This window comes from Streptomyces bugieae, from assembly GCF_036352915.1.
Classification (GTDB): domain Bacteria; phylum Actinomycetota; class Actinomycetes; order Streptomycetales; family Streptomycetaceae; genus Streptomyces; species Streptomyces endophytica.
The window spans coordinates 316,626-342,224 of sequence record NZ_JAZBJP010000002.1 but is presented as its reverse complement, the minus strand read 5'-3'; the positions used below and the strand labels follow the sequence as shown (position 1 = coordinate 342,224).

General features: G+C 70.7%; 24 protein-coding genes. 18 read left to right on the top strand and 6 right to left on the bottom strand.

What is annotated here, in order from left to right; genetic code table 11:
* Positions 1-50: 50 nt before the first annotated feature.
* Positions 51-2,885: a M48 family metalloprotease gene (locus V2J85_RS06705; RefSeq protein WP_261957796.1), complete on the top strand. Its 2,835-nt coding sequence runs from the start codon at positions 51-53 to the stop codon at positions 2,883-2,885.
* Positions 2,886-2,979: 94 nt separating this feature from the next.
* Here the strand turns inward: V2J85_RS06705 and V2J85_RS06700 are convergent, their stop codons facing one another.
* Both V2J85_RS06700 and V2J85_RS06695 read right to left on the bottom strand, forming a co-directional pair.
* The gene (locus V2J85_RS06700; protein WP_330820911.1) at positions 2,980-4,041 is read right to left on the bottom strand and encodes a D-alanine--D-alanine ligase family protein; all 1,062 of its coding nucleotides are present in this window, start codon (positions 4,039-4,041) and stop codon (positions 2,980-2,982) included.
* 106 nt (positions 4,042-4,147) lie between these two features.
* Positions 4,148-4,615 (bottom strand): GNAT family N-acetyltransferase, encoded by a 468-nt coding sequence (locus V2J85_RS06695; RefSeq protein ID WP_330820910.1) that lies wholly within the window; start codon positions 4,613-4,615, stop codon positions 4,148-4,150.
* A gap of 162 nt (positions 4,616-4,777) precedes the next feature.
* On the opposite strand from V2J85_RS06695, the gene V2J85_RS06690 reads away from it, so the two are divergent.
* From V2J85_RS06690 to V2J85_RS06670, 5 genes are all read left to right on the top strand, one after another.
* Entirely contained in the window at positions 4,778-5,509 is a 732-nt protein-coding gene (locus tag V2J85_RS06690; protein ID WP_261957799.1) for a DUF7873 family protein, read from the top strand.
* A gap of 1,333 nt (positions 5,510-6,842) precedes the next feature.
* On the top strand, positions 6,843-8,498 hold the full coding sequence (locus tag V2J85_RS06685; RefSeq protein WP_330820909.1) for a M48 family metalloprotease: 1,656 nt from the start codon (positions 6,843-6,845) through the stop codon (positions 8,496-8,498).
* A gap of 133 nt (positions 8,499-8,631) precedes the next feature.
* Complete coding sequence (locus V2J85_RS06680; protein ID WP_261957801.1) at positions 8,632-9,105, top strand: carboxymuconolactone decarboxylase family protein; 474 nt, start codon at positions 8,632-8,634, stop codon at positions 9,103-9,105.
* Positions 9,106-9,278: 173 nt separating this feature from the next.
* Positions 9,279-10,205 carry an RNA polymerase sigma-70 factor gene (locus V2J85_RS06675; protein WP_261957802.1) on the top strand — a complete coding sequence of 309 codons (927 nt, stop codon included), beginning with the start codon at positions 9,279-9,281 and terminating at the stop codon, positions 10,203-10,205.
* A gap of 138 nt (positions 10,206-10,343) precedes the next feature.
* Positions 10,344-11,078 (top strand): dienelactone hydrolase family protein, encoded by a 735-nt coding sequence (locus V2J85_RS06670; protein WP_330820908.1) that lies wholly within the window; start codon positions 10,344-10,346, stop codon positions 11,076-11,078.
* A gap of 117 nt (positions 11,079-11,195) precedes the next feature.
* Here V2J85_RS06670 and V2J85_RS06665 read toward each other — a convergent pair whose 3' ends face one another.
* Positions 11,196-11,648, bottom strand: coding sequence for an Lrp/AsnC family transcriptional regulator (locus V2J85_RS06665; protein ID WP_261957804.1), 453 nt, complete (start codon positions 11,646-11,648; stop codon positions 11,196-11,198).
* A gap of 115 nt (positions 11,649-11,763) precedes the next feature.
* On the opposite strand from V2J85_RS06665, the gene V2J85_RS06660 reads away from it, so the two are divergent.
* The 3 genes from V2J85_RS06660 to V2J85_RS06650 all read left to right on the top strand — a co-directional run bounded on the left by V2J85_RS06660 (position 11,764) and on the right by V2J85_RS06650 (position 13,937).
* Complete coding sequence (locus V2J85_RS06660; RefSeq protein ID WP_330820907.1) at positions 11,764-12,396, top strand: LysE family translocator; 633 nt, start codon at positions 11,764-11,766, stop codon at positions 12,394-12,396.
* A 111-nt stretch (positions 12,397-12,507) separates the two neighbouring features.
* Complete coding sequence (locus tag V2J85_RS06655) at positions 12,508-12,963, top strand: PaaI family thioesterase (protein ID WP_261957806.1); 456 nt, start codon at positions 12,508-12,510, stop codon at positions 12,961-12,963.
* The gene (locus tag V2J85_RS06650; RefSeq protein ID WP_330820906.1) at positions 12,960-13,937 is read left to right on the top strand and encodes an MBL fold metallo-hydrolase; all 978 of its coding nucleotides are present in this window, start codon (positions 12,960-12,962) and stop codon (positions 13,935-13,937) included. Before V2J85_RS06655 ends, V2J85_RS06650 begins: the two co-directional genes overlap by 4 nt.
* Positions 13,938-14,054: 117 nt before the next feature.
* On the opposite strand, the gene V2J85_RS06645 is transcribed toward V2J85_RS06650, so the two are convergent.
* Positions 14,055-14,822, bottom strand: a complete 768-nt coding sequence (locus V2J85_RS06645; protein WP_330820905.1) for an SDR family NAD(P)-dependent oxidoreductase — start codon at positions 14,820-14,822, stop codon at positions 14,055-14,057.
* A gap of 194 nt (positions 14,823-15,016) precedes the next feature.
* On the opposite strand from V2J85_RS06645, the gene V2J85_RS06640 reads away from it, so the two are divergent.
* Positions 15,017-15,376: an aspartate/glutamate racemase family protein gene (locus tag V2J85_RS06640; RefSeq protein ID WP_330820904.1), complete on the top strand. Its 360-nt coding sequence runs from the start codon at positions 15,017-15,019 to the stop codon at positions 15,374-15,376.
* Between the two features lie 104 nt (positions 15,377-15,480).
* Positions 15,481-17,175: a PucR family transcriptional regulator gene (locus tag V2J85_RS06635; protein WP_330820903.1), complete on the top strand. Its 1,695-nt coding sequence runs from the start codon at positions 15,481-15,483 to the stop codon at positions 17,173-17,175.
* A 293-nt stretch (positions 17,176-17,468) separates the two neighbouring features.
* Here V2J85_RS06635 and V2J85_RS06630 read toward each other — a convergent pair whose 3' ends face one another.
* On the bottom strand, positions 17,469-18,263 hold the full coding sequence (locus V2J85_RS06630) for an inositol monophosphatase family protein (RefSeq protein WP_330820901.1): 795 nt from the start codon (positions 18,261-18,263) through the stop codon (positions 17,469-17,471).
* 291 nt (positions 18,264-18,554) lie between these two features.
* Here V2J85_RS06630 and V2J85_RS06625 point away from each other — a divergent pair, with 291 nt between their 5' ends.
* The 7 genes from V2J85_RS06625 to V2J85_RS06595 all read left to right on the top strand — a co-directional run bounded on the left by V2J85_RS06625 (position 18,555) and on the right by V2J85_RS06595 (position 25,222).
* On the top strand, positions 18,555-19,637 hold the full coding sequence (locus tag V2J85_RS06625) for a M20 family metallopeptidase (RefSeq protein ID WP_330821414.1): 1,083 nt from the start codon (positions 18,555-18,557) through the stop codon (positions 19,635-19,637).
* The gene (locus V2J85_RS06620; RefSeq protein ID WP_330820900.1) at positions 19,634-20,416 is read left to right on the top strand and encodes a GNAT family N-acetyltransferase; all 783 of its coding nucleotides are present in this window, start codon (positions 19,634-19,636) and stop codon (positions 20,414-20,416) included. The genes V2J85_RS06625 and V2J85_RS06620 overlap by 4 nt, the downstream gene beginning before the upstream one ends.
* A 65-nt stretch (positions 20,417-20,481) precedes the next feature.
* Positions 20,482-21,591: an o-succinylbenzoate synthase gene (menC, locus tag V2J85_RS06615; protein ID WP_330820899.1), complete on the top strand. Its 1,110-nt coding sequence runs from the start codon at positions 20,482-20,484 to the stop codon at positions 21,589-21,591.
* 252 nt (positions 21,592-21,843) lie between these two features.
* Positions 21,844-22,662 carry a maleylpyruvate isomerase family mycothiol-dependent enzyme gene (locus tag V2J85_RS06610; RefSeq protein WP_330820898.1) on the top strand — a complete coding sequence of 273 codons (819 nt, stop codon included), beginning with the start codon at positions 21,844-21,846 and terminating at the stop codon, positions 22,660-22,662.
* A gap of 130 nt (positions 22,663-22,792) precedes the next feature.
* Positions 22,793-23,728 carry a ketopantoate reductase family protein gene (locus V2J85_RS06605; protein WP_330820897.1) on the top strand — a complete coding sequence of 312 codons (936 nt, stop codon included), beginning with the start codon at positions 22,793-22,795 and terminating at the stop codon, positions 23,726-23,728.
* Positions 23,728-24,336, top strand: a complete 609-nt coding sequence (locus V2J85_RS06600) for a DUF6817 domain-containing protein (RefSeq protein WP_330820896.1) — start codon at positions 23,728-23,730, stop codon at positions 24,334-24,336. Before V2J85_RS06605 ends, V2J85_RS06600 begins: the two co-directional genes overlap by 1 nt.
* Positions 24,337-24,415: 79 nt before the next feature.
* Positions 24,416-25,222 carry a VOC family protein gene (locus tag V2J85_RS06595; protein ID WP_330821413.1) on the top strand — a complete coding sequence of 269 codons (807 nt, stop codon included), beginning with the start codon at positions 24,416-24,418 and terminating at the stop codon, positions 25,220-25,222.
* 13 nt (positions 25,223-25,235) lie between these two features.
* Here the strand turns inward: V2J85_RS06595 and V2J85_RS06590 are convergent, their stop codons facing one another.
* On the bottom strand, positions 25,236-25,547 hold the full coding sequence (locus V2J85_RS06590; RefSeq protein WP_330820895.1) for a hypothetical protein: 312 nt from the start codon (positions 25,545-25,547) through the stop codon (positions 25,236-25,238).
* Positions 25,548-25,599: the final 52 nt, after the last annotated feature.

The following is a 25,599-nucleotide window of genomic DNA, read 5'->3' as shown; positions in this document are numbered from 1 at the left end:
CGGACCCGGGTGACGCCCGGCACGGCAGGATCGACCCCCGGGTCCTGCCGATGGGTACCACCCTGCGTTTCGCCCTTTTGGTGTTCGTGATGGTGGTCGCGACCCTCCAGATGGTCAACGGGATGTTCGCGCTGGCGCCTTGGGAGGACAAGGCGATCCTGTGCAAGTTCGCGGCGGGCTTCGATCCGAACGGCCGGATGGTCGACGCGATGCGGCTCGACCTCCGAGGGGTGGAGGAACTCAAGGACTGTGTGCCCGCCAGTGCCGCGCTCACCGACCTGCCCGGTGTTGCCGGCGCCGTACTGGTGCTTCTGTCGGCCGCCGTGCTCTACCTGTGGCTGCCACGCTGGAAAGCCAGGCGCGGACGCGTGATCACCGTCGATGAGGCGGATCCCAGCGGGGAGTTGCGGGCCGAGCTGATGCGTCTGGTGGCCACGGCGCGGCTGCGTACCGTACCGGCCTTCGTGGTGGCCCCGGCCTCCTTGGACGCCGGTGCCGAAGCGTTCGGCCGGGCCGGGCGGCACACGGTCTGTCTGCACGGCGGACTGCTGCCCGCGCGGCGCGGCGGCGCCGACAGCCGGGCCGGATTCCACGCCGTCGTGCTGCACGAACTGGCCCACCTCCGCAACCGGGACGTGGACGTCGCCTATGCCGTCACGGCGCTGTGGCGGGTCTTTGTGGCACTGGTCGTCGTGCCGTACACGGTGCTGTACGGGGGCAGCTTCGTCGCCGCGCAGTTCTTCGGTGCGTTCTACGGGGCGGACGCGGTGTTCTGGCCCGCCGGGCGAGCCGGGCTGCTGCGAGCCGTGGCCAGCGCTTTGTTCATGGTGTTCCTCGTGGTGCTGGCCCGTGCCGACACCCTTCGCCACCGTGAGCTGTACGCCGACGCGGACGCCGTCGCCCTGGGAGCCGACCACCAGGTGTGGCACCGCGCCCGGGACCGCCGCCCTTCTCGTATGCTTCCCCACTACCTCTTGGGGGCGTGGAGTTGGCTGACCGCGCTGTGGAGCACCCATCCCTCCTGGTCCGTGCGCAGGCGGTCGCTGGCCGATCCGGCGGCGCTGTTCTCCCTGGGCACGGAGCAGATGTTCCTGACCGGCTGGTCCGCCCTCGTCTCCGCCCACACCCTGTCCGCCCTGTGGGGCACCACGACAGCGACCTGGGCAACCGCCGTGCCCACCGCGGTACTCGTCACCGTCGCCGCGTGGCGGTCGCTCGCCTATGCCGAGCACCGTGGTCTACGCGGGCCCGACGGTCTGCGTTCCGGCCTCGCACTGGGGCTCGGCCTGGCCTGCGGTGAGCTGATGACCGGTATCACCAGCGGCGCCGGGTGGCTGCCCGAGCATCCCGAGGTCCTGCTGGTACTCCTGGCCAGTGCGGTGCTGTTCACGCTGTGGACCGTCGCCTGCGCACGGCTGCGGCTGCGGACGCTGGGCGGTGCCTCGTTGCGTACCGCGATCTGGCTGCCCCTGCTGGCCTCCTGCCTGCTGGCCGCGGCCGGCTTGAACTGGTGGCTGCGGTTCGGCTTTCTGTATCTGGCCGGAGACATCCTCACGCACGGCGGCCTGCAGCAGCAGGTGATCCAGGCGTTTCCCGGGCCGTGGAGCGAGCACACGGCGGAGCTCGACTGGTTCACCGCGACCATGCCGCAGGCGGCGATGCTGGGCACGAACGCACTGTTCCTCGGCGCGACGGCGGTCCTGTGGGGGTATCCCCTGGCTCTCTGGCGCTGGCGGGCCCGGGTGTACGGCCCGGCCGGCGGCCTGCGGTCGGCGGTGACGGCCGGGCTCCTCGGCGGCGTCGCCTGTCTGGCGGGGGTGGCCGTCGTCATGGCTCGTATGCACACCTGGCAGCCGCCGCTCGGAGCACCCAACGGCGCCTTCTCGCTGCTGTACCTGTGGTGGGCGGCCACCGCGATCTGGGCGGGGGTGGTGCTGACCGGTGCGGTGGTGGCGGTGGGTGCCCGGCACCGACGGCTGCTTCGTGCACTCGTCGCGGCGGGAGTGGCCCAATCCGTCGCGGTGGTAGGGCAGTTCGCGCTCGGCTCCGTGGACGGTTGTCTGGGGCCGCTGCGGACCATGGGCCACAGTTGCCACTGGCTGCCCTCCGCGAGCTGGTTGTTCTCCCAGTCCCTGGCCGGTCTGGTGCTGTCCTCCGTCGTCGGCGCGGCGCTGTTGGCCGCGGTCGTCAGAGGCGCGGTCGGCGCAGTGCGCCTGTGGACCTCGGCGGGGCAACCCCGGCCGGCCACGGCGACGCCCTCGACGCCCGTGCCCCCTTCCCGTACCCGCTCCCTCGCCGTCCTGAGCGGCCTGGTCCTGCTGATCGCGGTCGCCGCCTTCGGCCCGACGGCGGTTGCCAGTCAACAGTCCGCGGCCGCACAGACACCGTCCGCCATGTCCCCACCACCGCTGCCCCGGGCATCCGAACGGATCCGGACGTTCCAACTGCTGGCCTGGTTCAAGGTGAGCGGGCAACGCAGCATCCTTCAACTGACCAAGGACTACGGCGGTTTCCGCAAGCAACTCGACGAAATGGTGCAGGCGGCGAACTCCCGCCCGCGCGACATGGTCCGCTTCGACTCGAAACGGCTCCGCAGGACCTGTGCCGCGCTCACCAAGGACGCGACCGCCGCGCGCCGTCTGGCGATCCCGGACCACGACCTGCAGGGCCCCTGGTCGTCCTGGCTCGATGCGACCGTCGACGCAGGGCGGCGCTGCGTGGACCTGGTGGACAGCGACCGCAACAATCCGACCGAGAACGACGCCATGCTCAACGGGCTCTTCCAGGGCTACAGCCAGTCGACCAAGGCCGTCGGCCCGGTCGTCCGAGAGGTCCAGGCTGCGGCCCGCTTCTGGCCCCGGTGGATACACCTGAACAAGGGCTGACCATCGTGTACGGCGGGTCCATGAGGTCCCGGCTGCGACCGCGGTCGCCGGTGCAGGCCAGGCGTGCGGCGGCCCGGTGCGGAGGCGTCCCTGCTCAGCGCGTCGAGAGCGTCGACAGCGCGGAGAGATCCATGATGCGCTGGATCAGGTCCGGGTAGGTCCAGCCCGCCCCTGTCGCCGCGAGGGGCAGCAGGCTCGTCGATGTCAGGCCCGGGAGCGCGTTCACCTCGATGCACACGGGCTTGCCGCCGGCGTCGCAGCGAAGGTCGGTACGTGAGTACGAGTTGCCGCCGAACCCGAGAGCGTGATGCGCGCGCAGGGCCAACTCCTGGAGGAGGGAGGAGAATTCGTCCGGTACCGCTGCCGGACACACTTCGCCGACCGCGCCGGGCTGGTACTTGGCCGTGTAGTCGAACACCGATGTCGTCAGCTCGATCTCGACCACGGGGAGCGCCTGGCCGCCGACCACGGCCACGGTGAACTCCCGCCCGGGAAGGAACGGCTCCACCATGAGCTCCGCCTCACCGGAGCGGGTCTCGGCTACGATCCGCGCCAGCTGCGGGAGCGAGTCGACGTAGTGGACCGACACGCTCGAACCGTCCGCGACCGGCTTGACCACCACCGGTCCCGCCGCCACCAGCCGCTGCACGCCCGGCGGCACGTCGCCTGGCGCGGGCCGCCACAGCACCCGCTCGCTCACCGGGACATCCGCCGCCCCCAGTACCGCCTGTGCACGCCCCTTGTGCCAGGCCGCCGCACATGCCGCGCTGCCGGCGCCCGTGAACCGTACGCCCGCCATCTCCAGCAGTGCCTGCACATGCCCGTCCTCGCCCCAGCCGCCGTGAAACGCCAGGAACACCAACTCCGCGTCGCGCAGCAGCTCCAGGACCGGACCGCCGGTCAAGGCGGCATGCATCCGCCGCCTCAGCTCAGGCACGTCTGCGGAGGACGGCGGCTCCTTACCCACCGCGAACCCGTCGACCGCGTCACCGGAACCGGGTTGCAGCGGACCGGCAAGGACCGGCACCGCGGCCGCCGGGTCGACCAGCACCACCTCGTGCCCCCGCTCCAGCAAGGCCCCGGCGACCGATCGCCCCGAGGCCAGGGAGACGTCGCGCTCCGAGCTCTCCCCGCCACACAAGATCACCACACGCACAGCTGACTCCCTCGCTCTTCTCCGGCCTGGTTCGCCTTGCCTTGCCTTGCCTTGCCTTGTCTCGTCTCGCGGAGCGGCGGCCGGCTCGGTTCGGATCGCATCACGATCAGTTGGGGCTGTGGCCGGTCGCCGCTTCATGGCGCCGCGCCGGGTTCAAGATCATCAGTTGTTGGGGGTTCGGTACGGGGGCGAAGCCAACCTGCGCGTAGACCCCGTGAGCGTCGAGCGTGGAGAGCAGGACGCGCTTGAGCGGGTACCGGGCAAGGTGGTCGCGGACGGCGCCGGCAAGCCAGGTGCCGAGGCCTTTGCCCCGGTGCGCGGGAGCGACGTAGACATCGCAGAGCCAGGCGAAGGTTGCCCGGTCGGTGACGACGCGCGCGTACGCGACCTGAGGGCCGGCGGCGTCATGGATGGCGAAGTTGAGGGAGTTGCGCACCGACTCCTCGACCGTTTCCCGGCTGCGGCCCTGCGCCCAGTACGCGTCGGTCGAGAGCCAGCGGTATATCAGCCCGACGTCGAGACGGTCGGGGTCCGTGGAGAGTTCGTATCCGTCATTCCTGCTGCTACTGACCATGGGGAGGCAGCGTAGCGGCGGTACTTGGGTTTTCCAAGTACCAACTTGGGGATTCCAAGTATCGATGTATCGACTCCTGTCGGGCGTGGTGCCCGCGGGTCGAAAAGCGTTCGAGAGTTCGAGGTCTGTGGGATATGTTTCTGCTGTTCGAAGGGGGACGAAGTGGCGAAGCTGAACCAGATCATCGCCGTGGAAAAGGGCGTCAAGAGCAAGTCGCTCCAGGACATCACCGCGGCTCACCACAGGGTGCAGAAGCCCGCACTGCTGGCCGGTATCTCGCGTACCTATCAGCCGAAGGACGAAGAGGGCGAGCAGCTGCCGCCCGAGTCCACGCGGGTGCAGGTCAAGTCCGAGGACGTGCTGCGCGAGATGGGTGCGTCGCTGACCCGGCTGTTCGACGTGACGGCCACCAAGGACTGGGCCAACTGCGCGGCCCGTGCCGACGTCACGGTCGACGGGCGGACGATCCTCGCCGAGGTTCCGGTCAGCTACCTGCTCTTCCTGGAGAAGCAGCTCACGGACCTGCACACCTTCGTCAAGAAGCTCCCGGTGCTCGACGCCGCCGAGTCCTGGTCCCTCGACCCGTCCACGGACTGGTGGAAGACGGACCCGGTCCGCACGATCCGCACGAAGAAGGTGCCGCGCAACCACGTCAAGGCGGAGGCGACCGACAAGCACCCGGCGCAGGTCGAGGTGTACTACGAGGACGTGCCGATCGGATACTGGACGACGGTGAAGTTCTCCGGAGCACTCCCGGCGCGCCGGGTGAACGAACTGCTGGAGCGGGTCGAGAAGCTCCAGCAGGCGGTCAAGTTCGCCCGCGAGGAGGCCAACGGCACCGAGGTCACCGACCAGCGCGTCGGCGACGCGGTGTTCGGCTACCTCTTCGGCTGACGCCGGCCGCTACCTCCTCGGCCGAGGTAAGCCGCTACCTGGTCGGCTGGCGCAAGCCGATTCCTGGTCGGCTGGCGACGGCCGCGGGTAGCATCCATGATCGCCCCCGCGTGCGAGCGCGGGGGTGCGCAACAGGCACGGGCCGGATTGAGGACCGGTCCGTGTCATGAGCGCAAGCTGAAACTGAAGTTCAGCCTGAAGAAGCGGTTCGCAGTGAAGGTTCGAGTCCTTCCCCCGGCACCACGGGCCGGGGTAGCCCAACATGGCAGAGGCACACCGTCTCAATCTCAGACTCTCGCTCCAGCTTCAGCATTGCCGCCGATCGCCGGATCGACCGGGGACGGACGAACGCCGTCGGGTGCGAGTTCGACTCTCGCCTGCACCTCTTCACGGTGCGGTAGTTTCAACGGAAGAACACGACGGCCTGATGACTGATCCGTCCTCTTAAACGCCGCCGGCGTGCGCAATTGGGTGGCATCCCCAGGGGCCCGGGAGCTGGATACGACTCCCGGGCCCCGCCACGTTGTCCGCCCCACGGTGCCTGCGCGTATCGACCGCGCCCGGGATCGTAGCCACCGAGACGTGGATCTCGCGCGGGCGGTTGAGTGGCCACCATGCGGTAGGGGTGGTCGTGTCGCTATGACCAGGGCGTGTCCGACGGGTTGCGTATCGGTGTGTGCGTGTGCGCCTCAAGTAGCCTAGTGCGCTTGAGAGTTGGTGCGTCGGTGCGGCTCGTGCACCATGCTCTACGCTCGTTTTCGCCCGTGCGGCAGGAGGACGTGACGGCGCGACGGCAAACTTCGAACGAGCGCACTCCCTTGCGCATTTGCCCATTACCCCATTGCCCCTCGCCCGGCCTGCGCGAAAGCGGGCGGACGTCGACCTGTTGGCTGGCTCATCACACCGTAGGTGTGGCACAACCGGACCGGTTCGTGCCCGGCCGGCGGCACAAGATCCCGGCGAGGCCCGGCGAGGTCCACCAGGGCCGCCCATACCGTACTGCCGGAACCCTGTGCGCGAGCTTTGCGCACAACTTCAGCCATGCGGTAGGAGTTTGGCCTCCAGGCAGGGTTGAGCGGAGAGAGGACAATGCGGTGCCTCAGCACTCCGGACACACGGCGAACTCACGGACCGACACCATCACCGTCTCGCGCGAGGAGTTCGCCCGGCGTGTGGTGGCACGGGCGGCGCCCGACGAACCGGCCGCCTTCCCGCTGCTCTCACGACCCCGCGCTCGTACGTCCACATTGCGGGACACTCCGTTGCAACGCGCCGATGGCGTGGTGGGTGAACTGGCGCTGCTGAGACCCGGCGGGGATCAGGAGCCGGCATCGTGAATTCGTCTGCCTCTCCGCGACATTCCGCCTCGCTCGACATCGAGGCGTTCCCCTCCGATATGTCATTGATGCTGATCCTGCTGGGGGTCACGGTCCTGGCCCAGGATCTGTTCTTCGCACTGTGGATGGCCACGGTCGAGGCACCCGTGACAGGGCCGTGCACGGGTGAGTTCCTGAACTGTCCGAGGGACCTTGGCGCGATGGTCAGCGGTACGTTCAACCACCTTCTGATGCTGCTCACGCCTGGCATCGTGTTCGGTCTGCACACCAGCCGGCGCCGGCGTCGGCGATCCACGCCATTGGCCGAGACCCCGTTCCACGGCGCCGTCGAGGCGGTGGAGGGCCTGGTCCGGGAAGCCCGGCTGAGCCGGGAGCCGGTCGTCATGGTGGACCGGCGGCTGACGTCGGGAGCGTATGTCACCGGCCAGCGACGTCGGCCTCTGCTGATGCTCGGCCCGGAACTGCTGGTGCTCCGCGAGAAGGGCGATCACGGCCGGCGGATCTTCGAGGCCGTGGTCCGGCACGAGCTGGCGCATCTGCGCGGCAGGGATCTGCAGACGTACAACATGGTGACGGTGTTCCGTCCCTCCAACCTGTTCGCCGGGGCCTTCATCGCCTTCGCCGTGACCCTGAGCATGCTCAACCACTACTCCACACCGGGAGACCTGGTGGTCGCCCTGGTCCGGGTCCTCCTGCTCACACTGCTCGGCGAGCTGATCGTCCGCGCCTACCTGCGGATCCGCGAGCACCATGCCGACCTGCATGCCGGAATGACCGACCGGGAGGGACTGCTCGCCGCCCTGGGGGCAGAGAACGGCAGGGCGGACGGGACGGGTGCGGCACGGCTGCGGTCCTGGCTGCGCCATCACCCCATGGGCATCGACCGGCTGGATGTGGCCAGGACACCGGTGCGCGTGCTGGCCTCCTCGCCGGGGCGGGTGTTTCTCGGTGCGACCGTCGCCGGTGTGCTGCTGCCGATGCTCCAGGACCTGCTGCTGCGGGTCTACGGGCAGAAGAACTTCACCGTGGTTCTTTGCGGTTTCGTCGTCGGCGTGGGGCTGACCCTGTTCGTGGGGTTCACCCTGTGGCGTCACCAGTGGTACGCGGGCGGCCCGGCGCCGGCCCGGCTCGGCCGGTTGGCGCTCACCGGCCTGATCGTGGCCGGCGGGATAGTGGCCGGGAGCCGGCTCGCGCTCTACACCAGGGTTGCCGGCTTCGGCCTCTCCGGCACGCCGCTGGCCCCGTCGTTCCTGGCCGCGCTGGCCGGCGCCGCGGTACTGCTGTGCGGCTGGCTCACGGTGGTCGGGGCCCAGTGGTTCCGGGGCGATCCACAGGCGCAACGCATCCCGCGGTTCCTGAAGTTGGCCGTTGTCCCCGCGTGCCTGATCGGCGGGTGGCTGCTGGCAGGTGTCTGGACCTGGGGAATGGGCCTTCAGAGCGTCCTGGCCGCCTGCTCGACCGAGGGGTATGTGTGTCCGACGACCACGCCGGAGCTGGCCGTCGCCAACGCGGTGACCGGATCCTTCGGCACGGGACCGGTTGCGATGACGGTGGCCCTCATCGTCCTGGCCGCCCCGCTGGCCGCCCGTTTCACCGCACCGCTCACCGGGAGGCCTTCGCGCGCCGCCCGACCGCCGCGGCGCACGCCCTGATGGGCGGACCGGCACTTCGTCAGCCGACGTGCCTGGACAGGAGGAGAGGCAGGTCACATTCGGTCGTGTCACAGGGGGTCGGGCTACCTCGTCTCAGGGGTGTAGTCACTGACGACCACCCGAGGAGCACACCATGGAAGCGCGTCTGAACTTCTTCGCCAGCCCGATCGCCGGCAAGGCCCTCAAGCACGTCATGTCGGCGGGCAAGATGCTCAAGGAATCGCCGCTGCCGGCCGCGACGCAGGAACTGGTGGCGCTGCGCGTGAGCCAGATCAACGGCTGTGCCGTCTGCATCGACATGCACACCAAGGAGGCCGCCGCTGCCGGCGAGACCTCGGTGCGCCTGCACCTGGTCGCGGCGTGGCGGGAGGCCACGGTCTTCACCGAGGCCGAGCGTGCCGCGCTGGAGCTGGCGGAGGAGGGAACCCGGGTTGCGGACGCGGCCGGTGGGGTCAGCGACGAGGTGTGGGCGAACGCCGCCAAGCACTACGACGAGGAGCAGCTCACCGCCCTGGTCCTCACCATCTCCTTCATGAACATGGCGAACCGGCTGAACGTCATCTCCCAGCAGCCGGCCGGCGACTACGAGGCCGGGCAGTTCCACTGAACGGCATCAGCAACTGGCTCGGGGCCCGGGCCGGGTCCCGAGCCCGGCTGCGGGCTCCGGGCCCACCCGGCCCGGAGGGCGCTACTCTGGCCCACCCGCGGTCCGGATGATCACCAGAAGATGTCTGCGTCGGCGAGTACGGCCGGGCGGGGTTCAGGGGGAGGGGATTCGGCGTGAGCAAGGTCGAGGAGTTCGAGGAGCTGCGGCCGCTGCTGTTCTCGATCGCGTATCGGGTTCTGGGCAGCGTGGGGGAGGCCGAGGACGCGGTGCAGGAGACGTGGCTGCGCTTCGACGGCTCGACGACCCGGCCCACGTCGACCAAGGCCTACCTGTCGGCCACGGTGACCCGGATCTCGATCGATGTGCTGCGTTCCGCGCGGGTGCGGCGGGAGGAGTACGTGGGCCCGTGGTTCCCCGAGCCGCTGCTGAGCGATCCGTACCAGGATCCGGCGCGGTCGGTGGAGTTGGCCGACTCGGTGTCGATGGCGGCGCTGATGCTGCTGGAGCGGCTCAGCCCGCTGGAGCGGGCGGTGTTCGTGCTGCGGGAGGTGTTCGGCTTCGGGTTCGACGAGGTTGCGGCAACAGTGGAGCGGTCGGAGGCGGCGTGCCGGCAGCTGCTGGTGCGGGCGCGCCGGCATATGGAAGCCGGGCGGCCGCGCTTCGAAGCGGTCCGCAGAGAGCGGGAGGAGCTGGCGTCGCGGTTCTTCGACGCCCTTCGTGAAGGCGACGTCGGCGGCCTGCAGGAACTGCTCGCCGCCGACGTGTCGATGGTCGGCGACGGCGGCGGCAAGGCCCCGCAGCTGGCCAGGGCCGTCATCGGCGCCGAGAACGTGGCCCGGCTGCTTGCCTCCGTCTTCCCGTGGATGGCCCTGATCGACGTGACGTTCGCGCCGCACGAGATCAACGGCCAGCCGGGCGCGGTCTTCCGCGACCGGGACGGCAAGGTGCTCAACACCCTGGCGCTCGACGTGCTCGACGGGCAGATCCAGACCATCCGCTCGGTGAGCAACCCCGACAAGCTCGGCCACATCGGGCCGGTCGCCGACGCCTGGGCCATCGACCGCGAGGTGAAGCAGGAACGCCGGCGGCAGCGGAACTGACTCGGGAAGCGGGGACTGAGCTCCCGCCGGTCGAGATCGACGGTCGCGAACTTGCTTGGTTTTCCCGTGTCCAGTGTGACGGGCGTTGCGTGAGCCTAGTATTGCGGCGACATTCAGCGATCTGGACACGGGGGACCGATGACTGGTCAGTGGGAAAGACTCGGCGAAGACGGTGGCATCGAGGCGTATGTGCACCGCCCGGCGGGCGAGGTGCGGGGCGCGGTGGTGGTCTGCTCCGAGCTGTACGGAGTGAACGCCTATGTCCGCGACACCTGCGCGGAGTTGGCGTCGGCCGGCTACGTGGCGCTGGCGCCCGACTACTACTGGCGCAATGCCCGTCGCACCGCGCTCGGGTACTCGGCCGAGGAGCGCGAGGAAGGTCTGGTGCTGATGCGCGCGCTGGACCGGGACGAACTGGTGGCTGACGCCTCGGCGGCACTGACGGCGGCGCGCGCGGCAGCCGGGGAGCGGGGCGTGGCCTTCCTCGGGTTGAGCATGGGCGGGCACATCGCGCTGCGGGCCGCGACCGAGCTGAGCTTCGAGCTGGCCGCCGTCTTCTACCCGGGGTGGCTGCTGAACAGCGGCTTCCCGCTGGTGGGGCCGGTGCCTCCGCTGGAGACCAGCGAGCGGATCGCCGCGGGCGGCGCCTTCCTGCTGGGCTTCCGCGGCGAGTTGGACCACATCATCCCGGCCGAGGAGTGGGAGCAGGCCGAGCAGCGGCTCACCGCGGCCAAGGTGCCGCACGAGCTGGTGACGTACCCGGGAGCCCGGCACGGCTTCGCCTGCGCGGACCGCCCTGAAGACTACGAGCCGAAGGCCGGCGCCGATGCCTGGCGGAAGGTCTACGCCGCCCTGGAATCGCACCTTCAGTGATCTGAGTCAGACGTCCCGTCCACTCCGCACGGGATACGTGACGGCCGCCGCCGCAGGATGCGATCCGGAGCGCGGCGGCAACTCACGTAAGTGGTCGGTTCCTCGCGCCGTGGTCGCTTACTCGGGCAGTGGTCGGTCGTCGACCACGTGCTTCATCACGAGGGTGGAGGTCAGCCGCTGGACGCCCGGCAGCTTGGCCAGCTGCTGGTCGTAGAGCTGCTGGTAGGCGGCCAGGTCGGTGGTGGCGACGCGCAGGAGGTAGTCGGGTTCGCCGAAGAGGCGTTGGGCCTGGAGGACGTGCGGGATGGCGGTCACGGCCTCTTCGAAGGCGGTGACGGTGTCGCGGTCCTCCCAGCGCAGGGTGGCGAAGACGAGGGCCTCGAAGTTCAGGCCGATGGCGGCCGGGTCGACGACGGCTCGGTAGCCGCGGATGGCGCCCTCGCGTTCGAGGTCGCGCAGGCGGCGGTGGCAGGGCGAGACGCTCAGCTGCACGCGGGCGGCCAGCTCGGTGATGGTCAGACGGCCGTCCTGCTGTAGCTCGGTAAGAATCTTCCGGTCAAGGGCATCCATGGAGAAGATTCTCCCCCACCGGCCGCGATCATGGGGAAAGAACGGAAACACTTTCGGGCATGTCCGACCTAGCCTTCCCTCTCAGAACAAGGAACGTGAGAGGGAAGACCGATCGATGCACACGACGACGGTGGCGGCATTTCTGGCGGTGGATCTGCTGCTGGTGTTCACTCCGGGCGCGGACTGGGCCTATGCGATCTCGGCGGGGCTGCGGGACCGGTCGGTCGTGCCCGCGGTCGCCGGGCTGATAGCCGGATACGCGGGATACACGCTGCTCGCCGTGGCCGGACTGGTGGTGATCGTGGCGAGCTCGGCCACCGTGCTCACCGCACTGACCGTCGCCGGTGCCGCTTACCTGATCTGGCTGGGCTGGGGCGTACTGTCGCGGCCGGCAGCCCTGGCCACGGCTACGGAGACGACCGCCTCCCCGGCGTCGGTCGCCTCGCGCGGGCGGATCATGCTCAAGGGTGTCGGGACCAGCGGCCTGAACCCCAAGGCACTGTTGCTGTACTTCTCGCTGTTCCCGCAGTTCATCAACCCCGCGGGCGGCTGGCCCGTCGCCGCGCAGACCGGGCTGCTCGGCGTGCTGCACATGACCGCCTGCGCCCTCGTCTACCTCACCGTCGGCGTCCTGGCCCGCACCGTCCTGACGACCCGTCCTTCGGCGGCCCGCGCGGTCACCCGGGTCTCCGGTGCCATGATGATCGTCATCGGTGGGCTCCTGCTGGTGGAACGCCTCGCCGGCTGAGGCATCCGCCCCACCCTCGTACGCACACCGTGATGTCCGTGGAACCGCAGTGATGTGTCGCGACGCCCTGATGTCCGTCGCGACGCCGTGATGTCCGTCGAAGGAGAACACGTGGAAGAGCAGACGCAGCTGGAAGAGGCCACTCCCGAGGTGCAGAAGCGCATCCAGGACAGCTTCGACCGCCAGGGGCTGATGAGCCACCTCGGTGCACGGATAGCGCATATCGGCCCCGGTCGCGTGCACATCGTGCTCCCGAGCCGCCCCGAAGTGACCCAGCAGCACGGCTACTTCCACGCCGGAGCCACCAGCGCCATCGCGGACAGCGCCGGCGGCTACGCGGCCTTCACACTGTTCCCCGAGGACACCGACGTGCTCACCGTCGAGTACAAGATCAACCTCTTGTCGCCCGCCGTCGGCGACCACATCGAGGCGGTCGGGACGGTCCTGAAGTCCGGACGCACCCTGACCGTGTGCCGGCTGGAGGTGTTCGGCGTCCAGGACGACCGACGGAATCTCGTCGCCAACGGGCAGCAGACGCTGATCCGAGTGAACCGGACCGAGCGGTGAGCCCGCAGCCGTCGTTGCCGTCCTGGGTGATATGGCGGCAGAGGCCGTTCCCGGACGCCAACCTGCTGCTGCTCCCGGGGCGCCAACCGGCCCTGGTCGACAGCGGGTTCGTGGCGCATGCCGAAGAGACGGCCGCCTGGGCCCGTGCACACGCCGGGGAGGTCGCCATGGTGGTCAACACCCACTGGCACTGTGACCACGTCGGCGGCAACGCCCTCCTCCAGACGAGGGGCGCCGCCGTCGCGGCCGGGAAGCCCGAGGCGGAGGCGATCTCCCGCCGGGACCCGGGCTGCTGCGCGGCGGAATACCTCGACCAGCCCGTCGCCCCGTACACCGTCGACATCTCGCTCGACGACGGGCAGGTCCTCCAGCTCGGCGACACCGACTGGGAAGTGGTCCGCACCCCCGGGCACACCCCCGGTCACCTCGCCCTGTGGCAGCCGGACGAGCGGCTCCTCGTGGCCGGGGACGCGCTGTCGGACTACGACGTCGGCTGGGTGAACCTCGCGCTCGACGGGCCCGACGCGGCCATGACGGCGCTCGCCTCCCTCCAGCGGATGGCCGACCTGGCACCCCGGGTGATCCTTCCCTCGCACGGCCCGATCCCCGCCGACCCCGCTGCCGCGTTCGGCGCCGCGCTGCGCCGCGCCCAGCGCCTCGTCGACGACCCGGACGGGGCGGTCTGGTACGGCGCCCGGCGCATCCTCGCCTTCGCCCTGATGATCCGTGGCGGTATCCCGGCCGACGAGGTCGAGCCCTATCTGTACGGACGGGCGTGGCTGACCGACGCGGCACGGCTCCTGGACCGCACGCCCGAGGCGCTCGCCACCGAGCTGGTCGGCACGATGCTCCGCAGCGGTGCCGTCGTCCTGCGCGAAGGACGCCTCCACGCCGCCGCCGACCACACCCCGGTGGCGGCCACGTCGCTGCGCGTGCCGTACCCGCGTGCCTGGCCGGCAAGCGAGCTGCGCTGATTCGCGGCCCGAAGGGCACGATCGGTCAGAGCGTTGGTGTTCTTCGCGCCGGCACCCCCCGGCCCCTTCCGGCACCCTCCGGCACCTTGCGTCCTGCGCGGTGCCGGGCGACCGGGTTCAGACGGCGGTGCGGCCGCCGTCCACGGGCAGCACCGCGCCGTGGATGAAGCTCGCCGCGTCGCTGGCCAGGTAGGCGATCGCCTCCGCGACCTCCTCCGGTGCTGCCGTGCGGCCGGCGGGGGCCTGAGCGGCCAGGGCGGCGAGGTCCCCGCCCATGTCGGCGGTACCCTCCGTGCGGGTCGGACCGGGCCGGACGCAATTGACCCGCACACCGCGCGGGCCGTACTCGGCCGCCCATGCCTTGGTCATCAGCTCTACGGCTGCCTTGCTCGACCCGTACAACGCCGCCCCTGCGGCCCCGTACTCGGCCACCATCGTGCTCAGGTTGACGATCACCCCGCCACCCCGCTCGGCCATCCCGGGCGCGAGTGCCGCCACCAGGTAGAACGGGGCCTTCACGTTCAGGTCGTAGACGGCGTCCACGTCACTCTGCTGCGCCTGCTCCGTCGGCCCCAAGGGGTAGATGCCCGCATTGTTGACCAGGATGTCCACCCGTTCGCCGCCCAACTCCGCGGCGTCCCGGGCAAGTTGCCGCACCGACTCAGGCCGGCTCAGGTCGGCGGCGACGAAGTCGGCCGTGCCGTTGCGGTCACGGATGGCGGTGACCAGACGCTCGCCGCGGGCCCGGTCCCGGCCTGCGACCACCACGCGCGCACCCCGCTCGGCCAGCAGCGCCGCGGTGGCGGACCCGATGCCACTGGTCGCGCCGGTCACCAGAGCCACACGTCCGTCCAGATCAAATCCGCCCGGATGAAGAGAACCCATCAGTCCGTCCTTCGCATCGCAAGGTTGAGAGTGCCGACCGGCCTGCGGCCGCGCTTGCCGTGTCGTTCCGGTCCGGCCCGGAACGTTGTCCTTGTCAGTCGCCCGTGTCAGTTGTCCCTGTCATCGGTGATTCCTCCGGCGGCCATGAATGCATGGCCGCCATGAATGCATGGGGCCGTTTCCCTTGAGTGATCATGGATCGTCGGCGTCGTGCCCGTCGTGCCCGCCAGGTCTGTCTCTCGGGCGGTTGGCCTCCACCGGTTACGGAGGTCCCGCGCGACACGAGGTGGTGCGGGGAGGAGGCGGGTGCGTCCCGCTCCGCGGCGTTGTTGGGCGAGGGGCCCTCGCCGGTGCCGGCGCTGGTCGAGGGCGCCCGCTGGCTGCAGAGGGCCGGGGCCGGCTGCGCCGCCGTTCCGTGCAACACCGCGCACGCCCACGTCGACCAGCTGGCGAAAGCCGCGGGAGTCGAGGTGCTGGACATGATCGAGGCGCTGGTCGACACGGCGCTTTCCCGGCTGTGGCGAGCCGATCCGTTCGATCGACCAGGTTCGTGATCATCCGCGTTCGTTCCCGGATACGGACCTCCTCCCTTATCCTCGTCCGCACGCACCAAGCCGGGGGCCGGCAACGGCCCTAACCTGCGGAGATGATCAGGCACATGTCGACGCGCCCCGCCCGAGGCTTGAGCCGGGTGCTCGAGGACCTCGGCTCCACTCTTCTGGACCTGGTGCACGGCGACGCCGGGGCGGCCGGGGAGATCGGCGGCGTCGGCATCCACGATCCGCATGACGAGCAGCACTATCCGCAGCGTGCCATCGTGCTCGGCGTCGGTGTCCATGGCGCCGAGCAGACGTCCCGGCTCCTGCGGGACCTCGCCGACCATCGGGCCGCGGCCCTGGTCGTCCGGGGCCCGGTCGAGGGCGCGGAGGAGCTGGAACAGGTCGTGGCCGAGACGGGTGTGGCGCTGCTGGCCCTGACCCGCGGAGCGTCCTGGGCCCAGCTGGCGGCGATGCTGCGCACGCTGCTGTCCGAAGGGGACGTCGGCGAAGCGGGGGCGCACACGCTCGGCGGCGTGCCGTCCGGTGACCTCTTCGCCCTGGCGAACGCGATCGCCACCCTGCTCGACGCCCCGATCACCATCGAGGACCGCCGCTCGCGGATCCTGGCCTTCTCCGGTCGGCAGGACGAGGCGGATACCGCCCGAGTCGAGAGCATCCTGGCCCGGCAGGTGCCCGAGCGCTACCTCCGCGTCCATGAGGAGGCCGGCATCTTCAAGGAGCTGTACCGCAGCGAGGGCCCGGTGTATGTTCCTCCGCCGACCATCGGTGACGAGGTCGCGCTGCCGCGTGTGGCGATCGCGGTGCGTGCGGGGGACGAGATCCTGGGGTCGGTGTGGGCGGCGCTGCGGAAACCGCTCACCCCCGAGCGCGACCAGGCGTTCCGGGAGGCGGCCAAGCTCGCCGCGCTCCACATCCTCCGGTTCCGCGCGGGCACCGACGCCGAGAACCGGCTGCGCGCCGACCTCGTCACCACCGCTCTGGAGGGCGGGGGAGGGGCGGTCAACGCGCTCGGCCGGCTGGGCCTGGTGACCGAACCCACCCTGGTCATGGCGATGGGGCTGGCCCGCGGCGCCGGTGAGGACCACGCCCACCTCGCCGCCGAGCGCCAGCGCCTCACCAGCGCCCTGGCCGTCCACCTCACGGCCGTCCGGCCCCGTTCCGCGGTGGCGCTGTTGGGAGACGTGGCGTACGCGCTCTTCCCGGTGAGCGGGGATTCGGCGCACGCCCGGGAACGCGCCGTGCAGGTGGCGACGAACTTCCTGGAGCGCACCGGTGACCGGGCCGGGGTCGTCATCGGGATCGGCTCGGTCGCCCAGGAGCCCGCCGCCCTCCCGCGCTCGCGGGCCAATGCCGACCGGGCGCTCCGCGTGCTGCTCAGCGGCGAGAGCGCCCAGCGCGTCGCCGCGATCGCCGACGTGTACGTCGACGCCCTCCTCCTCGAGATGCGGGACCTAGCGATCGCCAACCGCGACGAGCTCTCCGGCCCGCTCGCCCGGCTGGCGGCCTACGACGCCAAGCACAACGCCCACCTCGTCGAAACGCTGCGGGCGTGGCTGGACGCCTTCGGGGACGTCATCGCCGCCTCTGCGAGCGTGTTCGTCCATCCCAACACGTTCCGCTACCGCATCCGCCGGGTGGCCGAGGTGGGGCAGCTGGACCTGCAGGACCCGTCCGCCCGGTTTGCCGCGATGCTGCAACTCCGCCTGATGGGCCCCGGGGACGGCGGAGGGGCACGCGCCGGTGGCACGGACCCCACTCCGACCGGATCGGCCCCCACCGCGTCGGCGGAATGACAGCTGATGCCGGGGGCAGGGCGTCAGAGCCCACGCCCGGCTCGGCTACGGCGCCGACTCGTGGGTCGTCCTGGCCTCCGTTTTCAGGATTCCCATCGCGCTGGAGTACGCCCGCTTCCTGCGCACCCCGTCCCAGGCAGACCGACAGCCCCTCGAACCGTGCGATCGGCCGGTCCGCCAGGGCTGCCGTCGACCATCTGCGATCATCCTGATGGGCACCTAACTTCCTTATTCGGCAGGAGAGTTGATGCCGGTCCGACGATGGCCCCTAAGCCCCGGTGCCGAGCTATGGATCAGCGGCCACGGACCATCGACATCAGAAGTTGATGGGTTTCGCGGTCGGCGGCCACGACCAGGCCGCGGCCGGTCTGCCCGACCGGGGTGCCGTCGATCGCGGTGACCACGCAGCCGGCGGCCCGGCACAGGGCGATGCCGGCGGCGAAATGCACACTCCCCGACAGGTCGCCGCCGTCGGTCACGTATGCCGCGCGCTTGCCGGCGGCGACCCAGGCCAGCGCCAGCGTCGAGGAGGCGACGCGGGGCCGGAACCGTTCGATGAACCCCGGGTGGGCCAGCAGGTCCACGGCCCGGAAACCGGGCGCGCTGGGAAACGGCGGGTCCAGATTGACGTCCACGAGTTGACTGGCGGGCGTCGGTGCCAGCTGGGCATCGGCACCGTCGTTGCGCACCCAGGCGGTCTCACCGTCGGTGCAGAAGACCTCGCCACCGAACGGGTCGGCCACCGCGGCCGCCCCGTCGTGCAGCGCCACGTTGACGGCCACCAGCATGGTGCCGACGGCGTAGTTCAGCGTGCCGCACAAGGGATCCACCAGCCACTGGCGCGCGGACTCCGTGGCACCCTGCTGCCCGCCCTCTTCGCCGAGGACGGCGTCGTCGGGCCGGGCAGCACGGATGACCTCGAGGATCGCCTTCTCGGCCGCCACATCGGCGGCGGTCGCGAAGTCCCCGGCGCCCTTGTCGATGCGGATGAGCCGCTGGCCGTACATGCTGCGCACGACGTCCGCGCCGGCACGGGCCGCTGCTGTCGCGACCCCCACGTCGTCAAGGCCTGCATACGAGTTGACCATGTCACGCAGGATATCGGCGGCACCCGGCGCACCTCCCGGAATGGTGCCGACGGCCGGTGGCCACCCCAGGCAGGCGGCCGCTCCCGCGGGCCGTCCGACCCGCCGGGCACCGCCGTTCCCCACGACTTCGGTTCCGGGCACGAACCGGCTGCTCAGTTTGTCACCGGGCTACCAACCCGGCCCTGGCCGGCGTGCCTAGCGTGGCGGTCATCCCACCCCTGGAGGACTCACGTGCCGGTTGACCCTGCATCCCTCTCCGCGCCGGCGGAGCACCCGGCGGGCCTCGACGCCATGCTCGCCGACCTCGAAGAACTCGTGACCTGCGAGTCCTACTCCGCCGACCACGCGGCCTTGGCCCGCAGCGCCCAGGTCGTCGCCGCGCAGGGCAGCCGACTGCTCGGTGCCCCCGCGCGGACGATGGTGATCGACGGTGTCACCCACGTCCAGTGGACCTTCGGCACGCCGCGCCTGCTGCTCCTGGGCCACCACGACACCGTCTGGCCGATCGGCTCCCTCAAGACCCACCCCTGGTCGGTCGAGCAGGGCATCGCCCGCGGCCCCGGCGTCTTCGACATGAAGGCCGGCCTGGTGCAGATGTTCCACGCCCTGGCCTCGCTCCCGTCCCTCGACGGCCTCTGCGTACTGGTCACCGGCGACGAGGAGGTCGGCTCGGGCACCTCCCGCCCGCTCATCGAGGACCTCGCGCGTCAGTGCGCCGCCACCCTCGTCCTCGAACCTTCGGCCCCCGGGGGCGAGTTGAAGACCAGCCGCAAGGGCGTCTCCGCCTACGACATCACGGTGCACGGCCGGGCCGCCCACTCCGGACTGGAACCCGAGAAGGGCGTGAACGCGGCCACCGAACTCGCCCACCAGCTCCTCGCCCTGCAACACCTCGCCGACAGCGTCACCGCGCGCACCGGGCCCGGGACCACCCTCACCCCGACCCTGATGTCGGCCGGCACCGCGAGCAACACCGTGCCCGCCCGGGCCGAGTTGCACCTGGACGTCCGCGTTCCCACCGCCGCGGCACAGGAAGCCGTCGACCAGCTCATCCGGACCCTGCAACCCCAGCTCAGCGGCACCCGTCTGCAGATCGACGGCGGCCCCAACCGTCCGCCCCTGGACGCCGACGCCTCCCGGGACCTGTTCGCCCTGGCCACCGAACAGGCCGCACAGCTCGGCCTCGGCCCGCTGCGGCAAGCGGCCGTCGGCGGAGCATCCGACGGCAACTACACCGCCGGAGTCGGCTGCCCCACCCTCGACGGACTCGGCGCCGTCGGCGACGGCGCGCACGCCGACCACGAACACGTCATCACCGCCACCATGCCGGTCCGCGCCCGGCTCCTGGCCCGCCTCGTCGGAGCACTGCGATGAACGGACCCGAGATCCGCGAACTCCACGCCATGGAGGAGTTCGCCACCGCCAGCCGCCTCTACGCCCGCATCTGGGGCCGGGACACCACCAGCCCACCCGTCTCCGCGGAGGTCATGCGCGCCCTGTCGCACGCCGGCAACTACGTGGCCGGAGCGTACGAGGACGGCCGGCTGATCGGCGCTTCCGTCGCCTTCTTCGGCGACCCCATAGCCACCACCCTGCACTCCCACATCACCGGAGCCGCCATGGGCCGCGGCATCGGCCTGGCCCTCAAACTGCACCAGCGCCAGTGGGCGCTCGCCCGCGGACTGAAGCGCATCACCTGGACCTACGACCCGCTCATCCGCCGCAACGCCCACTTCAACCTCGTCAAACTCGGCGCCCGCCCCGAGGAGTACCTGACCTCCTTCTACGGCGCCATGGAAGACGCCATCAACGGCGGAGACGAGTCCGACCGCGTCCTGACCGCCTGGGACCTGACCGCACCCACCGAGACCCTGGCCCCGGGCTACGCATCCGTAGGGCTCGCCGACGCGGCGCACGCCCTACGGAACCACGGCGGCCGCCCCGAAACCGGCCCGGCCGACGCCGCCACCGTCCTCGTGGACCTACCCGACGACATCGAGGCCCTCCGGCGTCAGGACGCCGGCGCCGCCCGCGCCTGGCGCCTGGCCGTCCGGCACACCCTGGGCGGCCTGCTCGCCGAAGGCGCCCGCGTCATCGGCTTCCACGACCGCCGCAGCTACGTCGTCCACCGCACCCCCACCTCCGCCGCCTGAACCCCTCAGCCGCTCGACCGCTCAACACCTCGACGCCTCACCCCCTCAACAGGAGTCACCTGACCATGAAGACGAAGATCTCCGGCATCGAACTGCGCCGGATCGCGATGCCGCTCGTCGCCCCGTTCCGCACGTCCTTCGGCGTCGAGACCCGCCGCGACGTACTGCTGGTCCGTGTCGTCACCTCCGACGGCGAGGGCTGGGCCGAGTGCGCGGCCATGTCCGAGCCCCGCTACTGCTCCGAGTACGTCGACGGCGCACAGGACGTCCTGCGCAAGTTCCTCATCCCCGCCCTGCCGAAGGACGGCGTGGACGCTGCCGCGGTGGGACGGACACTGGAGCCCTTCACCGGCCACCACATGGCGAAGTCCGCGCTGGAGACCGCGGTCCTGGACGCCCAACTCCGCCTCGCCGGCGAGTCGTTCGGCTCCTACCTGGGCGCCGCCCGGGACCGTGTGCCCTGCGGCGTCTCCGTCGGCATCATGAACTCCGTCCCGGAACTGCTCGACGCCGTCGACCGCTACGTCGCCGAGGGCTACGTCCGCATCAAGCTGAAGATCGAACCCGGCTGGGACGTCGAACCGGTCCGTGCCGTCCGTGAACGCTTCGGCGACGACCTCCTGCTCCAGGTCGACGCCAACGCCGCCTACACCCTCGTGGACGCGCAGCAGCTCGCCAAACTCGACGCCTTCGACCTGCTGCTGATCGAACAGCCCCTCGCCAACAACGACATGGTCCAGCACGCCCAGCTCGCCAAAATCCTGCGCACCCCGATCTGCCTGGACGAATCCATCGAGTCCGCCGCCGACGCCGCGGCGGCGATCTCCCTCGGCGCCTGCTCCGTCATCAACATCAAACCGGCCCGGGTCGGCGGCTACCTGGAGGCCCGCCGCATCCACGACCTCGCCCGCGCCCACGGCATCCCCGTCTGGTGCGGCGGCATGCTCGAAACCGGCATCGGCCGCGCCGCCAACATCGCCCTCGCCGCCCTGCCCGGCTTCACCCTCCCCGGCGACACCTCCGGCTCCCACCGCTACTTCGCCACCGACATCACGCCCCCCTTCGTCCTCACCGACGGCCACCTCGACGTCCCCACCGGCCCGGGCCTCGGCACCGAGCCGCTCCCCGAGATCCTCGACGAGGTCACGACCGCGAAGGAATGGATAGCCCTCTGACGTCCGTCCCGAACGCGACGGCTCGACCCGGGACACGATCCCGTCGCCTGCGTCTGTCAACCTTCCGCCCACAAGGCAGAGTTGACCTCGCGCAGTCTGCCTGTCTGCCGCTCACGTCCAGCCGGATCACCCACCGGAAGCGGCAGGCAGGCCCATCCCTCCCGGGTGGCGCTCGACCCTCGACAGGCCCCGCGCCGAGGGCTTCGCCGCCGTGGGTGACATGCTCACAGGCGGGCCGTAGTGTACGGGCCCGTGTCCGACATCATCGCTATCGCGCCGGCTGAGATCGCGCTCGTCCTCGACAGCGTCCGCAGTTCCGCCGCACGCCTCGGCACCACCCTCGACGCGCTGACCGACCCGCAGGCGCGCGAACCATCGGCGCTGCCCGACTGGAGTCGCGGCCACGTCGTCACCCACCTCGCCCGCAGCGCCGACGCCTACCGGTGGCTGCTGACGCTCGCCCGCACCGGCTCCGAGCCCGGACCACGGGCCGACGCCGCCACGCTGGACCGCGCGCTGCGCGAAGGCGCCGGGCGCGCCGCCACCCACCTCGTCGCCGATCTGAACCGCAGCCTGGACCTCCTCTTCGACGAGGCGGCAGCCATGCCCGTCGACCGCTGGACCACGCCGGTCACCGCACTGGCAGGCTGGCACCACCCGGCGTGGTTCACCCTGCACCGCTGCCGACGCGAACTCGAAACCCACCACGTCGATCTCAACCTCGGCTACACCACTGCCGACTGGCCCGCCGACTACGTCACCTGGGCACTCAACGACGCCCTCGCCGCACTGGCGGCCCAGCACTTCCCCCTCGCCCGGATCGAGGCCGTAGACCTCGACCGGACCTGGAACCTCTCCTCGACCGGCCCCACCGTTTCCGGCCCCGGCCACGCCCTGCTCGCCTGGCTCGGCGGACGCGGCACAGACCCGCAACTCCGCTCGGACCTGCCGCTACCGATCCCACCGCGGTGGCCGCTCCCACCCGCTCCTGGAGTCATGGCAACCTCCAAGCTGTTGCTTGGGCATGACACAGCAAACCCCGGGATTGACTTGGGTTTCGGTCAGGCTTGATCATCGTTCCAGGGCCCAGGGCGGCAACCCGCCCACTGCTTCCCATGCGATCCGGACGCGCGGGAGTACGGCGGGTGCCGACCCGCAGCGCGCCGACCCCGAGCCGCCGTCGCCAACTGGAGGAGCACACATGAGCACAAGCAACCCAAGGGTGGCCGTCCTCGGACCCGGCGGCGTCGGCGGTCTGATCGGCGCCCTGCTCGCCCGTGCCGGACACCGCGTCCGTTGCCTGGCCGGCGAGCGGACCGCGGCCACCCTGCGCCGCGACGGCCTGCGCGTCGAGAGCACCCAGTACGGCCACTTCACCGCAGCGGTGGAAGCCGACACGTGTCTGCGCGAGCCGGTGGACGCCGTCTTCGTCACGGTCAAGCAGACCGCCCTGGACGAGGCACTTGGGCGGGTCCCCGCCGACATCCTCGGCGACGCGCTGGTGGTCCCGTTGCTCAACGGCCTCGACCACCTCCCGGTACTCCGCCGGCGCTATCCCGCGGCCAGGGTCGTCGCAGGGACGATCAAGGTTGAGGCCACCCGCACGGCACCTGGCCACATCGTCCACACCAGCCCCTTCGCCCGCCTCGAACTCGCCGCACCGCCCGCCGGTTTCGCCGCACCGCCCGCCGGTTTCGCGGCACCGCTCGACCGGCTCGCGGACTGTCTGCGGCAGGCCGGTCTTGGGGTGACGCTGCGCACCGACGAGACCGCGATGATCTGGGACAAGCTTGCCTTCCTCGCCCCGTTCGCCCTGCTGACCACCCGCTACCGAGCCGACCTCGGAGCCGTCCGTAGCGAGCGGAGGCCGGAACTGGTCGCCGTGCTGGACGAGATCACCGCCGTGGCGCGGGCCGCAGGCGCGCCGATGACTGTCGACACCCTGCTGTCGTTCTTCGACGGTGCCCCGCAGACGATGAAGTCCTCGATGCAGCGCGATGCCGAGGCCGGACGCCCGCTCGAACTCGATGCCATCGGCGGAGCCGTGCTGCGGGCCGGAGCCGCCCACGGCGTCGAGACCCCGACCCTGGCCCGCCTGGTGGCAGAGGTGGCCCGCACAGCAATCGAGGCGGCGTAATGCAGCGCATCGACCCGTTGGACGACGGCCCTTCGGCCGGCGGCCCGGGGCGTGCGACGGCGTGGCCGGAGATCGAGGACTTCCTGCGCGCACGGGGTGCCGACCGAATGCCCCACCCCGGTGGAACGCTCCTGCACCACCTGAGGCGCGTCGCGCAACTACTGGGTGACTGGGGCGCCGACACCACCGTACAGATCGCGGGGCTGTGCCACGCGGCGTACGGGACGGACGGGTTCGCCCCAACCCTGCTGGACGTCACCGAGCGCCCAGCCTTGTCCCAACTGATCGGCGAACGGGCAGAAGCGCTGGTTTACCTGTACGCCAGTTGCGACCGAGGCGTCGTCTATCCACGGTTCGGGAGTGATCGCCCGGTGCTCTTCCGCGACCGCTGCACAGGACAGGAACACACCCCGCCGGAACCGGACCTGCGTGCCTTCCTGGAGATCACCGCCGCCAACGAACTCGACGTGCTGACGCACCACACCGACCTGGCCCGGCGCCACGGCCCGTCCCTCTACCGGCTGTTCACCCGCTCGTACGACCTGCTGTCCACCGCGGCCCAGGAGGCCTGCGAGCACCACCTCGGCCGGTACGCGGACGGGGCGTAGGCATGCGCCTCACGGGCCTGGACCTCCTGGATCGGAAAAGCCCGATCGAGGGCATCGCCCTGCAACTACCCTTCACCGAATCACAACTGACGGTCTGGAGGGAAAGGACCTCGGCATATCAACGAAGCTGACCACGGTCGTCGTCGAGGCGTCGGACCCACGGCGCCTGGCCCGCTTCTGGGCACAGGCCCTGGAATGGGAACCGACCGCCGGTGGCTCGATCGCCGAGGGCTCGATCGCTGACGGTACGAGCGTCCGCCCACGCGGCGCGGGCGATGTCGGCCTGCTGTTCGTCCGCTCGCTGCGGCCGAAGACCGCGAAGAACCGGGTACACCTGGATCTCGCGGGCGACGCGGACGAAGTGCGGCGCCTGCTCGCCCTGGGCGCCACCCGCCTGGACATCGGCCAGGGCGCGGTGCCGTGGGAGGTGCTCGCTGATCCGGAGGGCAACGAATTCTGTGTCCTGCCCAGGGCGGGTTCGCACGGTCGGCTTGCCCAGATATGCCAGGACGCCGCCGATCCGGGCAGCCAGGGCCGGTTCTGGGCGGAGGCGAGCGGCTGGTCCATCGTGGACGAGGGTGACTGGGGTATCAGTCTCACCTCGGCAGCCGGCGACGGACCCACGCTGGTCATGGGCCCACCAGTGGCTCCCAAGGAGGGCCCGAACCGCCTTCAGTCGGCCCTCATGGCCAGCGCCGGCAGCGATCCCGCGGCCGAGGCGAAGCGCCTGCTGACCGCCGGTGCCTCACCCGTGGACATGAACAGGGCGGACATCGAAAGGACGGACATCGCCACGGGCGAGTCACGCCGACAGCTGCTTGCCGACCCCGAAGGGAACGAGTTCCTCATCCTGGGACGCTCGCAAGCCGAGCCGTCGGGCGCTTGACGCACGAGCGGGTCTATCCGTCCTCCCGGCCGGGCAGCGGCGCCCCCTGGAGAAAGGCCCGGTAAGCGTCTGCGGCATCGTCCTCTATGGTCGGCCCGTCCGGTCCGTAGCGCGTGTCGCTCCGGTCGCGCTTCGGTCCAGAGACCCAGAAGTCCTCATGGGTTTCGACGTCGTAGAAGTTCGCGTCGGACAGGCCGAGGCCGGTGGCCCGCCGCAGGGTCCGCCCCTGGAAATAGGCCGTTTTCCACGTCTTGGAGAAGTCCACCCACCCGATCCACGAGGGTCCGCGATCGGTGTCATAGCCCGTTTTGAGCTGCACGAACATGATTCTGCGAGGCATGGTCCCAGCTTGGCCGATCGTGCTGCTCCGGCAAACC